The sequence below is a fragment of the Shinella sp. JR1-6 genome (genome assembly GCF_004284735.1).
In the GTDB taxonomy this organism is placed as follows: domain Bacteria; phylum Pseudomonadota; class Alphaproteobacteria; order Rhizobiales; family Rhizobiaceae; genus Shinella.
The window spans coordinates 155,631-169,771 of the sequence record NZ_SHMI01000003.1 but is presented as its reverse complement, the minus strand read 5'-3'; the positions used below and the strand labels follow the sequence as shown (position 1 = coordinate 169,771).

General features: G+C 65.0%; 9 protein-coding genes. 6 read left to right on the top strand and 3 right to left on the bottom strand.

Features of this window, described 5'->3' with window-relative positions:
* Window positions 1–34: 34 nt before the first annotated feature.
* From EXZ48_RS06070 to EXZ48_RS06065, 4 genes are all read left to right on the top strand, one after another.
* The gene (locus EXZ48_RS06070; protein ID WP_024270729.1) at window positions 35–907 is read left to right on the top strand and encodes a uracil-DNA glycosylase family protein; all 873 of its coding nucleotides are present in this window, start codon (window positions 35–37) and stop codon (window positions 905–907) included.
* Window positions 908–1,120: 213 nt separating this feature from the next.
* Complete coding sequence (locus EXZ48_RS34780; protein ID WP_023517454.1) at window positions 1,121–1,297, top strand: hypothetical protein; 177 nt, start codon at window positions 1,121–1,123, stop codon at window positions 1,295–1,297.
* Window positions 1,298–1,355: 58 nt separating this feature from the next.
* Window positions 1,356–1,499: a hypothetical protein gene (locus EXZ48_RS34775; RefSeq protein ID WP_023517455.1), complete on the top strand. Its 144-nt coding sequence runs from the start codon at window positions 1,356–1,358 to the stop codon at window positions 1,497–1,499.
* A gap of 376 nt (window positions 1,500–1,875) precedes the next feature.
* On the top strand, window positions 1,876–3,156 hold the full coding sequence (locus EXZ48_RS06065; protein ID WP_130514838.1) for an MFS transporter: 1,281 nt from the start codon (window positions 1,876–1,878) through the stop codon (window positions 3,154–3,156).
* Window positions 3,157–3,222: 66 nt separating this feature from the next.
* Here EXZ48_RS06065 and EXZ48_RS06060 read toward each other — a convergent pair whose 3' ends face one another.
* Window positions 3,223–4,155, bottom strand: a complete 933-nt coding sequence (locus EXZ48_RS06060) for a DMT family transporter (protein WP_165909289.1) — start codon at window positions 4,153–4,155, stop codon at window positions 3,223–3,225.
* A gap of 328 nt (window positions 4,156–4,483) precedes the next feature.
* Between EXZ48_RS06060 and pepN the strand changes: the two genes are divergently transcribed.
* Window positions 4,484–7,132 carry an aminopeptidase N gene (gene pepN / locus EXZ48_RS06055; RefSeq protein WP_130514835.1) on the top strand — a complete coding sequence of 883 codons (2,649 nt, stop codon included), beginning with the start codon at window positions 4,484–4,486 and terminating at the stop codon, window positions 7,130–7,132.
* Window positions 7,133–7,345: 213 nt separating this feature from the next.
* Window positions 7,346–9,694 (top strand): PAS domain-containing sensor histidine kinase, encoded by a 2,349-nt coding sequence (locus EXZ48_RS06050; RefSeq protein ID WP_023514085.1) that lies wholly within the window; start codon window positions 7,346–7,348, stop codon window positions 9,692–9,694.
* 19 nt (window positions 9,695–9,713) lie between these two features.
* Here the strand turns inward: EXZ48_RS06050 and EXZ48_RS06045 are convergent, their stop codons facing one another.
* Window positions 9,714–12,665 carry a bifunctional [glutamine synthetase] adenylyltransferase/[glutamine synthetase]-adenylyl-L-tyrosine phosphorylase gene (locus EXZ48_RS06045; protein WP_130514834.1) on the bottom strand — a complete coding sequence of 984 codons (2,952 nt, stop codon included), beginning with the start codon at window positions 12,663–12,665 and terminating at the stop codon, window positions 9,714–9,716.
* Between the two features lie 49 nt (window positions 12,666–12,714).
* Window positions 12,715–14,139 (bottom strand): ATP-binding protein, encoded by a 1,425-nt coding sequence (locus EXZ48_RS06040; RefSeq protein ID WP_130514832.1) that lies wholly within the window; start codon window positions 14,137–14,139, stop codon window positions 12,715–12,717.
* Window positions 14,140–14,141 lie beyond the last annotated feature (2 nt).

The following is a 14,141-nucleotide window of genomic DNA, read 5'->3' as shown; positions in this document are numbered from 1 at the left end:
TTCCTCCGCGAAGCCGCTTCGCTAAGGTGCAGCCATGAACGCCGCGAACGACCTCGACCCCGCACAGCTTCGATCGCTTCTGCATTTCTATGCGGATGCCGGCGTCGAATGGCTGCTGGAGGAAGAGGCCGTCGACCGCATCGCCGAATTCGAGGCGATGCGCGCGGCGCGCGGCGTGCAGGCGCCGCGGGAGACTGCCCCCTCCCCGCAGCAGGCCGCCCGGCCGGCGCCGGCCCGGCAGGAGCCGTCGCGCGCTGCGACCCCTGCGCCCCAGCAGAACATCCTGCCCAATGTCGCGATACCGGACAGCCAGGCGGTTGCGGAAGCCGAGCTTGCGGCAATCAGCGCCCGCACGCTGGACGAACTGCGCACGGCGATGGAGGCCTTCAACGGCTGCAACCTGAAGACCAGCGCCCGCTGCCTCGTCTTTGCCGAAGGCAATGCGAAGCCCGACGTCATGGTGATCGGCGCCATGCCGAATGCCGACGACGATCGGGACGGCCAGCCCTTTTCCGGCCGGCAGGGCGCGATGCTCGATCGCATGCTCGCCGGCATCGGGCTCGACCGGGCCGGCATCCTCTTGAGCAATGTCGTGCCCTGGCGTCCGCCGGGCAACCGCCCGCCCTCACAGCGCGAAGCCGATATCTGCCGACCCTTCATCGAGCGGCAGATCGCGCTTGCCGAGCCGGGCCACCTGCTGATTCTCGGCAATTTTGCCGCCCGATTCCTGCTGCGCTCCAACGACACGATCCACCAGTTGCGAGGAGAATGGCGGGATATTGCGATTTCCGGCCGCACCATCCCGACTTTTGCGACGCTTCATCCGCAGGATCTGGTAACGGCACCGGTCAGCAAGCGTCTCGCCTGGCAGGATCTGCTTGCCTTTCGTGCAGGGCTCAAAGGCTGATCGGCAGGACCACTTTCATATTTTTCAATGGCTTGCCGTTGGAGGCCTGTGGCCCGTCTGCAGAGGCCGCCGAAAATCTGCCGCAAGCATGAACAAAATGTTTCGCCAGTCATGCGATTTGCACATACCTGCCGGGCAGAATGTCGCATTGCAAAATCGATGCTGCGGCGCAATATATCACCACGGGAGGGACAGGATTTAAGGAATCGACCCATGACCGCCCGCTTTCGGCCCATCCATTCGAGCTTCGAGACGCTCCGCCATTCCGGTCTGCGCACCGGTCGCGGCTTCGGCGGCATCGCTGCCCCGGCCAACGAGCAGCTCACCGCCTCCGGCTTTGCCCGCATCAATCGCCCGGTCCAGCTCTTCGCCGAGTTCATCCAGCGCTAAGCCGATGCAAGGCGCCGACCGACGCCTTCCGATACAGACCCGACCCCAGGAGCACGCCATGGCCGCCCTTCGCAAGCTGATGTCCGATATCGCCGATATCCGCGCCGCCGTGAACGCTGCCCGGGAATATTCCGTGCTGGCCTCTCTGCCGCGCGATGCCGCGCAGCGCCGCGACCCGCTCAAGGCCTTCCTGCCGAACTGAGCCCGGCCGCGGCTTTGAAGCCGGCCGGCGCTGTGCTATTGTCTTCATCGTGAGGAGGTGAGACGCCTTTTCCTCCGGTGGAGACCGGGCCGAAGCCCGATCCCCGTTTTCTTAGCTGATCGTCAGGGTGAACCGCCAAGTCCTGAACCTGATCGTCAGCGTAAGCCGGAATTTCAAACGTCTCACCTCCTTTCGTTTTGCCGGTCATTCGCCCGGCACGCAACCATAGCACAACCCATCCGGGAATTCCTTCCGTTCACCGGGAGCGCTTCGGAAATCGGATTGCTTTACGCCAGCCACTGTCGCAGTGGACAGCGCGCGGCCGTCGCAATAGAGCGACACTCCGAAACAGATCATGCCTTCTCCCGGAGCCCCCATGCTGGCGAGCCTCGTCTCCATTCTCAGCCTGATGCTGTCCACCCTCCTGATGATGGTGGCCTTCGGGCTGCAGAGTTATGTCGTGCCGGTGCGGGCGGTGGCAGAAGGCTGGTCGACGCAGACGATCTCGATGATCGCGACGGGCTATACGATCGGTTTCACGCTCTCCTGCATCGTCACGCCGAAATTCGTGCTGCTGGTCGGGCATGTGCGCGTTTTCGTGGCGCTGATCACGCTGCTCGCCATCGGCATCCTGCTCTGCGCGCTCGTCGTCGACTGGCGCGCCTGGATGCTGTTTCGCGCGATGTCCGGTTTTGCCATTTCCGGCAGCTACCTCATCATCGAAAGCTGGCTGAACGAGCGCGTGACCAACGAGAACCGCGGCTCGATCTTCTCCGTCTACCTGATCACCACCATGGTGGGCACAATCGGCGGGCAATATCTCGTGCCGCTCGGCGACCCGTCCAATACATCGCTCTTCATTCTCTGCGGCATCATCTTCTCCGTCGCCCTCCTGCCGACGGCCCTCACCTCCTCGCCGTTGCCGGCTCCGCCGACGCAGGCGCGCTTCGATGTCGCCAAACTCTACCGCCGCTCGCCGGTCGCCGTCGTCGGCGCCTTCCTCGCCGGGGCGATGTCCGGCGCATGGCTCAATCTCGGCGGCGTGTTCACGCAGCGCAGCGGGCTTTCCACGGCGGAAGGCGCGACGCTGCTGGCCTGCGTGCTCCTCGGCAGTGCGCTCTCGCAAATCCCGATCGGCCGCGCCTCCGACCGGATGGACCGCCGCCTCGTCATGGTGGCCTGCGGTATCGTCGGCACGATCTCCTGCCTTGCCATGGCGGCAGTCGCCGGCGGGCCGCCGGTGCTGCTCTATATCGCCGCCGCCTTCGTCGGCTCGGTCATCTTCCCGATCTATGCGCTGAACGTCGCCCATGCCAACGACCGGGCGCAGCCCGACGAATATGTCGAGGTCTCCTCCGGCATGATGATCGTCTACGGCGTCGGCACCATTTCCGGCCCCATCGTGGTCGGCTCCATCATGGACCGGTTCGGGCCGGGTTCGCTCTTCGTCGTGCTGGCCGCCTATTTCGTGCTCTACGGAGCCTATGCCGCCTGGCGCATCAGCCGGCGCGAGGAAAATGACGGCCTCGTGGTCAAGACCGACTATCAGGCAATGGCGGTGCAGCCGCTTGGCGCGGATGTTGCCGCGGCTGCGCTTCAACCGGACATGGCGACCGATGACCGCATCGAGGATACGACGACACCGGAATGGCGGTAGCGCCGGCCCTGCCCGTCCGCACTGCTTGCGGGCACAAAGTCGCTCCGCATCCCTGCTGGTGCCGGCCTACCCCTGAAGGGCCTGGTGGCGCAGGGCCGCCCGACGTTTCAATTCGAGCTGATGCTCGCGCAGGATGACGAAGATGCCCGCGGCGACGACAATGGCCGTTCCGACGAGCATGGTCTCCGTCGGCACCTCGCCGAACACGAAATAGCCGATGATGAGGCCGAGCACGATCGAGATATATTCGAACGGCGCGATGGTGGAGACGTCGGCATATCGATAGCTCGCCGTCAGCAGCAGCTGCGCGATGCCGCCGCAGAAGCCGGCAAGCGCCATCAGGCCGAGCGACGGCCAGCCAAGCTCGATCCAGCCGAAGGGCAGCGTGCCCAGCGAGAAGACCGAGGCGAACAGCGAGAAATAGAGCACGATGGTCGGCGTGCGCTCGGTCTGTACCAGCTTGCGCACCAGCACCATGGCAACGGAGCCGAGCACGGCAAAGGCAAGCATGGCAAGCGCCCCTTTTGCTTCCGACGAGCCGAAACCGCCTTCGCGGAACAGGGTCAGCCGCGGCCAGCTGATGATAGCGACACCGAGAAGCCCCACCAGCACCGCCGTCCAGCGATAGATGCCGACCTTCTCCTTTAGGAAGACCGCGGCGACGACCACGGTGACGAGCGGCAGCGCATAACCGAGCGCGATCGTTTCCGGCAATGGCAGGTGCACGAGGCCGTAGAAGCCGAAGCCCATCGACAGGATGCCGACGAAGCCGCGCTTGAAATGACCGAAGATGTCATTGGTGCGGAAGGCATCGCGCAGCTGGCCCTGCACGGCAAGGAAAACGATGATCGGCACCATGGCGAAAGCGGACCGCAGGAAGGTGATCTGCCCTGCCGGAATTTCTTTGCCCGCCGCCTTGATAAGAGCGGACATGCACAGGAAGATCACCACGGAAATGACCTTGAGCGAAATGCCCCGCATGGGGTTGGGGTACGTCATGTCAATGGAGAACTCTGCACGGCCGGCGGGCCATGGCATCAGGCGTTGAAGAGAGACCGGAGAACCGATTCAGGCTGGTGCCGAGTTTACCCGGATCGGTTGCCGGATGGGATCAATTCTGGTGATGCGTCACGGATAATTTTGATCGGATCCGCGATGGGATAGACTGTGCCGGGAAAGCACAAAATCGCAATTGGGGGTCCCGTAGAAATGAGATGTTAAGCCAATAAGCTTATCAATCCATGGAATTTGGGGGCAGACTGTCCGCGCTTCCCGTAACGTTGTACGAAAACGATACGGCCCGGACGGCAACGAGCAGGACATATCCATGCGGACAGAGAACGGCCGGATCATTCATCTGGCAGATTATCGCCAGACCGACTTTGTTCTCGAGCGCGTCGATTTGACCTTCGAACTGGATCCGACGGAGACCAAGGTCGAGGCAAGGCTGATCTTCCATCGCCGCGAAGGCGCCGATCCCGCGGCACCACTGGTCCTTGACGGCGACGAGCTGGTGATGACCGGCCTGCTGTTCGACCAGATGGAGCTGGATGCCGCACGCTACGACGCCACGCCCGACAGCCTGACGATCCGCGACCTGCCGGCGACGGAACCCTTCGAAATCACCGTCACCACGATGATCAATCCGGAGGCCAACACCCAGCTGATGGGCCTCTACCGCACGAACGGCGTCTATTGCACCCAGTGCGAGGCCGAAGGCTTCCGCCGCATCACCTATTTCCCCGACCGGCCGGATGTGCTGGCCGTCTATACGGTCAACATCATCGCCGACAAGGCGAGCTGCCCGCTGCTCTTGTCCAACGGCAATTTCCTCGGCGGCGCCGGCTACGGCGAAGGCAAGCATTTCGCCGCCTGGTTCGACCCGCACCCCAAGCCCTCCTATCTCTTCGCGCTGGTCGCCGGCGATCTCGGCGTCATCGAGGACACGTTCACCACGATGTCCGGCCGCGAGGTGACGCTGAAGATCTATGTCGAGCACGGCAAGGAGCCGCGTGCGGCCTATGCCATGGACGCGCTGAAGCGCTCGATGAAATGGGACGAAGAGGTATTCGGCCGCGAATACGACCTCGACATCTTCATGATCGTCGCCGTCTCCGACTTCAACATGGGCGCCATGGAGAACAAGGGGCTCAACGTCTTCAACGACAAATACGTGCTCGCCGATCCCGAGATCGCCACCGACCAGGATTATGCGAATATCGAGGCGATCATCGCCCACGAATATTTCCACAACTGGACCGGCAACCGCGTCACCTGCCGCGACTGGTTCCAGCTCTGCCTCAAGGAAGGTCTGACGGTCTACCGCGACCACGAATTCTCCGCCGACCAGCGCTCGCGCGCCGTCAAGCGCATCGCCGAGGTGCGGCACCTGAAGTCGGAACAGTTCCCGGAGGATGCCGGTCCCCTCGCCCATCCGGTGCGCCCGACGAAATACCGCGAGATCAACAACTTCTACACGACGACCGTCTACGAAAAGGGCTCCGAGGTGACGCGCATGATCGCGACCATCGTTGCGCGCGACGGCTTCAAGAAAGGCATGGATCTCTATTTCGAGCGTCATGACGGCGATGCCGCGACGATCGAGGACTTCGTCAAATGCTTCGAGGAGGCGAACGGCGTCGATCTCACGCAGTTCTCGCTCTGGTATCATCAGGCCGGCACCCCGCTCGTCAGCGTCTCGTCGAGCTACGACCAGGCGAAGGGCGAGTTCACGCTGTCGCTGGAGCAGATGATCCCCCCGACGCCCGGCCAGGGCACCAAGGAGCCGATGCACATTCCGCTGCGTTTCGGCCTCCTCTCCGCCGATGGTTCAGAGGCGCTCCCCAGCGCCGTCAGCGGCGCCGAGGTGACCGGTGACGTGCTGCATCTCAAGGAGCGCCGCCAGACGGTGAGCTTCTCCGGCATCGCCTCACGCCCGGTCGTCTCGCTCAACCGCAGCTTCTCCGCACCGATCAACCTGCATTTCGAGCAGGCCCCCGCCGATCTCGCCCATATCGCACGCCACGACAGCGATCTCTTTGCCCGCTGGCAGGCGTTGAACGACCTTGCGCTGCCGAACCTCGTCGAGGCCGCCCGCAAGGCACGGGCCGGCGAAGCCATCGAAACGAACCCGGTCCTCACCGATACGCTGATCGCCATCGCAGGCGACGCGGCGCTGGAGCCGGCCTTCCGGGCCCAGGCGCTGGCGCTTCCCTCCGAATCCGACATTGCCCGCGAACTCGGCAGCAACAACGATCCGGACGCCATCCGCGCCGGCCGCGAGGCGGTGCTCGCCTTCGTGGCAAACCACGATCCCGCCGTCTTCACGACGCTCTTCGAAAACCACCGCACCAGCGGCGCCTTCACGCCGGATGCGGCAAGCGCCGGCCAGCGGGCACTGCGCAATGCCGCACTCGCCTATCTCGCCGTCTCCGACGGCACGCCGACCCGTGCCGCGGAAGCCTTCGCAGCGGCCGACAACATGACCGACCTCAGCGCCGCGCTCACCGTGCTCGCCCACCGCTTCCCGGACGCGCCGGAGACGACGGCAGCACTCGAAACCTTCCGCGCCCGCTTTGCCGACAATGCCCTCGTCATCGACAAGTGGTTCTCCATCCAGTCCACCATCCCCGGCGACGGTGCACTCGAACGCGTCAATGCGCTGATGGAAAGCCCGCACTTCAACAAGGCGAACCCGAACCGCGTGCGCGCGCTCGTCGGCACCTTCGCCTTCTCGAACCCGACCGGCTTCAACCGGGCGGACGGCGCGGGCTACCGCTTCCTCGCAGAGCAGATCCTCGAGATCGACCCGAAGAACCCGCAGCTCGCCGCCCGCATCCTTACCTCGATGCGCTCCTGGCGAGCGCTTGAGGACGGCCGCTCGGACCATGCGCGCAACGCGCTGCGTACGATTGCGGCGGGCGAAAAGCTCTCCTCCGACGTTTCGGACATCGTGGAGCGCATGCTGAAGGGTTGAGTAGATAGCGTTTCCTCTCCGGCCGGCGGGCCGGAGGGGACGCGCATCCCGCGAAGCGCCTCTCTGGCCACCGCAACCCCAATTTCCCAACCGTAATAATTGGTTAACAGTCCGTTACCTTTTCCTCTGGACAAGCCGAATCACAATTGATTCATTAGGGCAGATTCGGGCGAGCGGCGCGCCGAATCACGAGAGGGTACAAGGTTTAAGACTATGACGGACGCGCAACGAGGACGCGCAGCCGGCGGGTGGACTCACCTCAAATTTCCGGGAATGGCGGCCTGGGAAGATGAGTTGACGGGACAGGCGAAGATTTTCGCCGGGCCTGCCGCGCGGCATTTGACACGGGCCGAGCCCGTGCTGAAGCGGTCGATACCGATCCTGATTATTGCCTTCCTGTTCGTGGTGGCCATCTCGCGTATGGCCGGCATCCTGGTCGAGCACGACCGGATGGAAACCAGCGTCAAGGACACGACCTCGCTGACGGCGATGGCCGTCGAGGCGGCGTTTTCCGGTCCGATGGCGGAAAGCCTTGCAAAGTCCGACCGCATGGCGGTCGAGGCGGCACTGTCCCTGCATCTGCCGCAGGATCGCATGCAGGCGGGCGGGCTTGTCCTCTTCGTCGCGGAAAAGGGCCAGGTCTTCGGCGCCTCGCTGGGCGCGGCCCGCTATGTCGGCCTGTCGCTGGCGCGCTTTGCGCCGGAGCTCGCGGCAACCCAGTATTTCGGCGATCCGGCCGGCGTCTTCCGCGCCCGCATCGGCGATGAGGACTATTACGCCTCGCTCGTGCAGATGCCCAAGAAGGGCGGCTTCATCATCGTCGCCAATCCGCTCGGGCAGCTCGCGACGTTCTGGCGCGACGAGGTGGCGTTGAACGTCACGCTCTTCGCCGGCATTTCGGCGATCCTGCTCGTCATCCTCTATGCCTACTACATCCAGGCAAAGCGCGCGCGCGATGCGGATGCGATCTTCGCGGAATCGAACCTGCGCGTCGAGACGGCGCTCGCCCGCGGTCGCTGCGGCCTCTGGGATTTCGACCTGTCGAGCCGGCGGCTGTTCTGGTCCCGCTCCATGTACGAAATGCTCGGCATGCCGGCGCGAGACAGCGTGCTGTCCTTCGGCGATGCGGCGCGCCTGATGCATCCCGACGACGACGGCATCTACCAGGTGGCGCGCGCTGTGGCGCGCGGCGAGGCCAAGCAGGTGGACCAGGTGTTCCGCATGCGCCACGCCGAAGGCCACTATGTGTGGCTGCGTGCCCGCGCCCAGCTCATCCGCATGGCCTCCGGCCGCATGCACATGATCGGCATCGCCATGGATGTCACCGAGCAGCACCGGCTTGCCCAGCGCTATCAGGAGGCCGACCAGCGGCTTGCCGACGCCATCGAATGCACGTCCGAAGCCTTCGTCCTCTGGGACAAGAGCGACCGGCTCGTCATGTGCAATGCGCACTACCAGCAGGCCTACGGCCTTCCGGACGACGTGCTCGTTCCCGGCACGGAGCGGGCGACGGTGCATGCCGCCGCGGCCCGCCCGGTCATCGAGCGGCGCATCGCTGATGCCGACGGCACGGGTGCCTCGCAGACCAGCGAAGTGCAGCTTGCCGACGAGCGCTGGCTGCAGATCAACGAGCGGCGCACCCGCGACGGCGGCCTCGTCTCGGTCGGCACCGACATCACCATGATGAAGCGCCACCAGGTGCGGCTGCGCGAATCCGAACGCCGCCTGATGGCGACCATCGGCGACCTCTCGGCCTCCCGCGCCAAGCTGGAGCGGCAGAAGGCCGAGCTTTCCGTCGCCAATGCCAATTACCAGGCGGAAAAGGACCGCGCGGAGGCGGCCAACCGGGCGAAGTCCGAATTCCTTGCCAACATGTCGCACGAGCTGCGCACGCCGCTCAACGCCATCCTCGGTTTCTCCGAGATCCTGCAGAACCAGATGTTCGGTCCGCTCGGCTCGGACAAGTACCGCGAGTATTCCCGCGACATCCACGAAAGCGGCAAGCACCTGCTCAACGTCATCAGCGACATTCTCGACATGTCGAAGATCGAGGCCGGCCATATGCGCATCAGCTGCGAGACGGTAGACCTGTCGCCGCTGATCGAGGAGACGCTGCGCCTCACCATGCTGCAGGCGGAGAAGAAGCATATCGAAGTCCAGCAAACCTGCCCCGGCCATCTCCTGACCGTCGCCGACCGCCGCGCGATGAAGCAGATCCTGCTGAACCTCCTGTCGAACGCCATGAAGTTCACCAATGCAGACGGTAAGGTGAAGGTGCGGGCGCGCCGGGTGGACGGGGCCGTCACGCTGACGATCGCCGATACCGGCATCGGCATCCCGAAATCCGCGCTGCAGAAGATCGGCCAGCCTTTCGAGCAGGTGCAGAGCCAGTATGCCAAGAGCAAGGGCGGCTCGGGCCTTGGCCTTGCTATCTCCCGCTCGCTCGCCCACCTGCATGGTGGCGCCATGCGCATCTATTCCGTCGAGGGCAAGGGCACGATCATCTCCGTGCGCATCCCCGACCGGGAACGGCTGGCGGCACTGCATCTCGCAGCGGCCTGAGGGTAAGGTTAAGGGGTGGCTACCCCTTGACCGTCGCCTGAAAGATCTTCCGCACCGCCTTGGAGACCCGGCGGATATCCGCCTCCAGCGTGCGCATATCGGGGCAGTCGCCGGCGCGGCAAACGAGGTCGACGAGGCCGGCGGGCGCCTCCTTCGGGTCGAAGCCGCCATCGACGCAGAGACGCACGATCTGGGAGATCTCGGTGTAGAGGGTGAGCGCCCGCTGCACCGTGTCGAGGTCGTTGGGGTCCATCATACTCTGTCCGAGCAGAGCCAGCGCATCGCCGGTCGGCAGCGCCCCTTCCGGCGATGCCGCGCCCCGCACTGGCGCCACGAGCGCCAGGAACTGGGCGATGAACTCGATATCGATCAGCCCGCCGGCGATGAGCTTCAGGTCCCAGATGTCCTTCGGCGGCTTCTCCTGATCGATCAGCGTTCGCATCTCGGCCACATCCTTGGCGACCTTGCCGGTATCGCGCTTGCGGCCGAGCACGGTGCGGAAGATCTCTTCCGCCTGCCGCATCAGGCTCTCGTCGCCGCACAGCACGCGGGCACGGGTCAAAGCCATGTGCTCCCAGGTCCAGGCCTCCTCCGCCTGATACTTTGCGAAGGAGGTGATACGGGTGGCGACCGGCCCCTTGTTGCCGGAAGGGCGCAGCCGCATGTCGACCTCGTAGAGCACGCCTTCGGCGGTCGGCGCGGAGAGCGCCGCGATCAACCGCTGCGTGATGCGGGTGAAATACTTCATGTTGTCGAGCGGCTTGGCACCGTCCGATTCGAAGGCGTCGCTGTCATGGTCGTAAAGCAGGATCAGGTCGATATCCGAGCCTGCCGTCAGCTCGAAACTGCCGAGCTTGCCCATGCCGACCAGCGCGACGCGCCCGCCCGGGAACTTGCCGTGCGCCGTCTCCACTTCCTCCAGCACCGCCTTGAAGGCCGCCTGGACGATGAGATCGGCCACATGGGTGAAGGCGCGGGCGGCCTGCTTTCCCGTGATCGCGCCGGTTAGAAGGCGGATGCCGATAAGGAAGCGCTGCTCGGCGGCGATGATGCGCAGGCGGTCGAGGATTTCCTCGTAGTGCCGTGCGCCGGAGACGAAGCCGTCGATGCGCTCGGAAAGATAGGTGCGGGTCGGCAGTTCGGCGAGAAGCCCCGGATCGAGCATGCCGTCGAAGACATGGGGCTTTGCCGCAATCACTTCGGCAAGCCGCGGCGCCGACGACATGATGTTGACGATGAGGGAGAGCAGTGCCGGGTTGTTGCCGAGCAGCGAGAAGAGCTGAATACCCGCAGGCAGGCCGGAAATGAAATTGTCGAAGCGCAGCAGCGCCTCGTCCGCCCGTTTGCTCTCGCCGAAGACGCGCAGCAGCTCCGGCGTCAGTTCCGTCAGCCGCTCGCGCGCCTCGACGGACTGCGTGGCGCGGTAGCGACCATAGTGCCACGTGCGGATGGTGCGGGAAATATCGGCGGGGCGCTCGAAGCCGAGGCGCTTCAGCGTCTCCAGCGTGTCCGGATCGTCCTTCTGGCCGGTGAAGACGAGGTTGCCGGTCTCCGAGGAGAGTTTTGCCTCCTGCTCGAAGAGCGCCGCATACCGCCGCTCCACGGTCTTCAGCACCTCGACCAGCCGCGCGGAAAACGCCGCCGTATCCGCAAAGCCCAGCATATAGGCGATGCGCTTCAGTTCGGCCTCGGTTTCCGGCAGCACATGGGTCTGCTCGTCACGCACCATCTGGATGCGGTGCTCGACATCGCGAAGGAACCAGTAGGCCTCCGTCAGCTCCGCCGCCGTCGCGTCGTCGATCCAGCTCGCCCTCGCAAGTTCCGCCAGCATCGGCTCGGTGGCGCGCAGGCGCAGCGCCGGAACGCGCCCCCCGGCGATCAGCTGCTGGGTCTGCACGAAGAATTCGATCTCGCGAATGCCGCCGCGGCCGAGTTTGACGTTGTGGCCCTTCACCGCGATCTCGCCATGCCCCTTGTGCACATGGATCTGCCGCTTGATCGAATGGATGTCGGCGATCGCCGCATAGTCGAGATACTTGCGGAAGACGAAGGGGGTGAGCTCCTTGAGGAAGGCCTCGCCTGCCTTGAGGTCGCCGGCAATCGGCTTTGCCTTGATGAAGGCGGCGCGCTCCCAGTTCTGCCCCCTGCCCTCGTAGTAGAGCATCGCCGAATCGACAGAAATGGCGAGCGGCGTCGCGCCCGGATCCGGCCGCAGGCGCAGATCCGTGCGGAAGACATAACCGTCCGCCGTGCGCTCCTGCATGATGCGGATCAGGCGGCGAACGAGGCGGGAAAAAGTCTCGACAGCCTCGCTCGGATCGACCGCGATCCCGGCCATCGGATCGAAGAAGACGACGAGGTCGATGTCGGAGGAATAGTTGAGCTCCGCTGCCCCCAGCTTGCCCATGCCGAGCACGATGAGGCCCGATCCTTCGCTCGGTCGGGCGGGATCGGGCAGCTTCAGCTTGCCGCTCTCATGCGCCGAGAGCAGAAGGTAGTCGATGGCGGCTGACGTCGTCGCCTCGGCAAGCTCCGTCAGCAGCGCCGTGGTGCGCCGCGCGTCGAAAATGCGGGCAAGATCGGCAAGGGCGGTGAAGAAGGCGACCTCGCGCTTGGCGCGGCGCAGCCGCGTCATCAGCACCGCCTCCGTCACCTCGCCGCCCTCGGCCTGCCAGGCCCCGCGGGCGCGGTCGATGGCAGCGTTGACGGCAGGCAGGATCGGCTCTTCAAGCGCGCGGGCGAGCAGGCCGGGATCGATGCGGGCCGTATCGCGCAGATAGGGCGACAGTGACAGGGTCGCAACGATGAAGTCCTTGAGCGGCCCCTCTTCGCCGAGAAGCCGTGCGATGGCTGCGTGCTCCTTGCCCCAGTCCCTGAGATCGGACAGGACCGACTTGACCTCCGTCTGGCTGAGAGCCCGCACGGGGCTGGCCGAAAGATCGGAAAACCGCGTCGTTTCCGCTGCGCTCATGATGCCTCCTCACCGCATCCGACCGGAAAGGCCGGCGCGAAGAGGTGTATCAGTCCGCAACGACGGGGAAAACCATCCTGACCGTCAGCCCCCGATTGTTTTCCCGTTCCGGATGGGTCGCGTCGAGTTCAAGGCGGCCATGGTGCATTTCCATGACCGCGCCGGCCAGCGAAAGGCCAAGGCCCGTGCCGGGCTTGGAGCGGCTGGCATCGAGCCGCACGAAACGCTTCACGACATCCTCGCGCTTGTCGTCGGGCACGCCCGGGCCGCTGTCGGCGACCGAGAGCACGACATCGCCCTGCCGCCGCTCGAGGAAAATGCGGATCTCGGGCTCGCCGCCGCTGCCCTCGGCATATTTGATCGCATTGTCGATGAGATTGCCGAGCGCCTGGCCGACGAGCTCGCGGTTGCCCTTGACCTCGATACCGTCGGCAATGTCCGTCACCAGCTTCAGGCCGCTGTCCTCGGCCACCGGCTCGTAGAGTTCCGCGCTGTCCTGGGCGATGCCGCTGATGTCGATCGCGCTCATCTCCGCCGGCGCCTGGCCCGCCTCGACGCGGGAAATCATCAGGAGCGCGTTGAAGGTGCGGATGAGCTGATCGGATTCCCCGATCATTTCCTCCAGCGCCACGCGGTAGTCGGCCTGCTCACCGCCGGCAAGCGCCGCCTCCGCCTTGTTGCGCAGCCGGGTCAGCGGCGTCTTCAGGTCGTGCGCGATGTTGTCGGAGACCTGCTTCAGGCCTTCGCCGAGTTTCTCGATGCGGCCGAGCATGGTGTTGAGCGATTCCGACAGGCGGTCGAACTCGTCGCCCGAGCCACTGGTCGGCAGCCGCTGAGAGAGGTCGCCCGCCATGATGCGCTGGCTCGCGCCGGACATGCGGTCCATGCGCTTCAGCGCATTGCGCCCGATCAGGTACCAGATGGCGAGCGCCCCGAAGCCCATGACGCCGAGCGCCACCATCAGCGCCTGGCGCACGAGATAGCGGAAATTCTCCGGCTCGCCGAGGTCGCGGCCGACGAGCACACGCAGGCCGTTGGAGAGTACGATGACCTGCGCATAGGCCATCGGCCGGTTGCTGCCGCGCGCCTCTTCCTGGTAGCGCTGGTAGCGGAAGGGCGTCTCCGTCCAGCCCTCCGTGTCGAGCACGCCGGGCTGGAGCGAGGCGACGTTGCCAGCCAGAACCTCGCCCGTCGGGCTCGCGATGATATAGAGGTTGGCGCCCGGCTGGCGGGCCCGCCGCTCGAGCGTGCGCAACAGGCCGTTCATGCCGTTGCTGTCGAAGATACGCTCGATCTGCTCGACCTCCTGTGCCACCGCCTCGCGCATCTGCTGGCGCAGCAGCCGTTCCGACATGGAGGAGACGTAGAAGACGAGAAAGGCCGCACAGATGGCGAACAGCAGCAGATAGACCGCGGAAAGCCGGACCGCGGTCGTGCGATAAAGGGCGGTCAGCCTGCCGAGCAGTCGATGCATGG

What these genes read in the sequence shown, in the direction of transcription:
- EXZ48_RS06070 (WP_024270729.1), top strand. Translation starts at nt 35, where the DNA reads ATGAACGCCGCGAACGACCTCGACCCCGCACAGCTTCGATCGCTTCTG.
- EXZ48_RS34780 (WP_023517454.1), top strand. Translation starts at nt 1,121, where the DNA reads ATGACCGCCCGCTTTCGGCCCATCCATTCGAGCTTCGAGACGCTCCGC.
- EXZ48_RS34775 (WP_023517455.1), top strand. Translation starts at nt 1,356, where the DNA reads ATGGCCGCCCTTCGCAAGCTGATGTCCGATATCGCCGATATCCGCGCC.
- EXZ48_RS06065 (WP_130514838.1), top strand. Translation starts at nt 1,876, where the DNA reads ATGCTGGCGAGCCTCGTCTCCATTCTCAGCCTGATGCTGTCCACCCTC.
- EXZ48_RS06060 (WP_165909289.1), bottom strand. Translation starts at nt 4,155, where the DNA reads ATGACGTACCCCAACCCCATGCGGGGCATTTCGCTCAAGGTCATTTCC.
- pepN (WP_130514835.1), top strand. Translation starts at nt 4,484, where the DNA reads ATGCGGACAGAGAACGGCCGGATCATTCATCTGGCAGATTATCGCCAG.
- EXZ48_RS06050 (WP_023514085.1), top strand. Translation starts at nt 7,346, where the DNA reads ATGACGGACGCGCAACGAGGACGCGCAGCCGGCGGGTGGACTCACCTC.
- EXZ48_RS06045 (WP_130514834.1), bottom strand. Translation starts at nt 12,665, where the DNA reads ATGAGCGCAGCGGAAACGACGCGGTTTTCCGATCTTTCGGCCAGCCCC.
- EXZ48_RS06040 (WP_130514832.1), bottom strand. Translation starts at nt 14,139, where the DNA reads ATGCATCGACTGCTCGGCAGGCTGACCGCCCTTTATCGCACGACCGCG.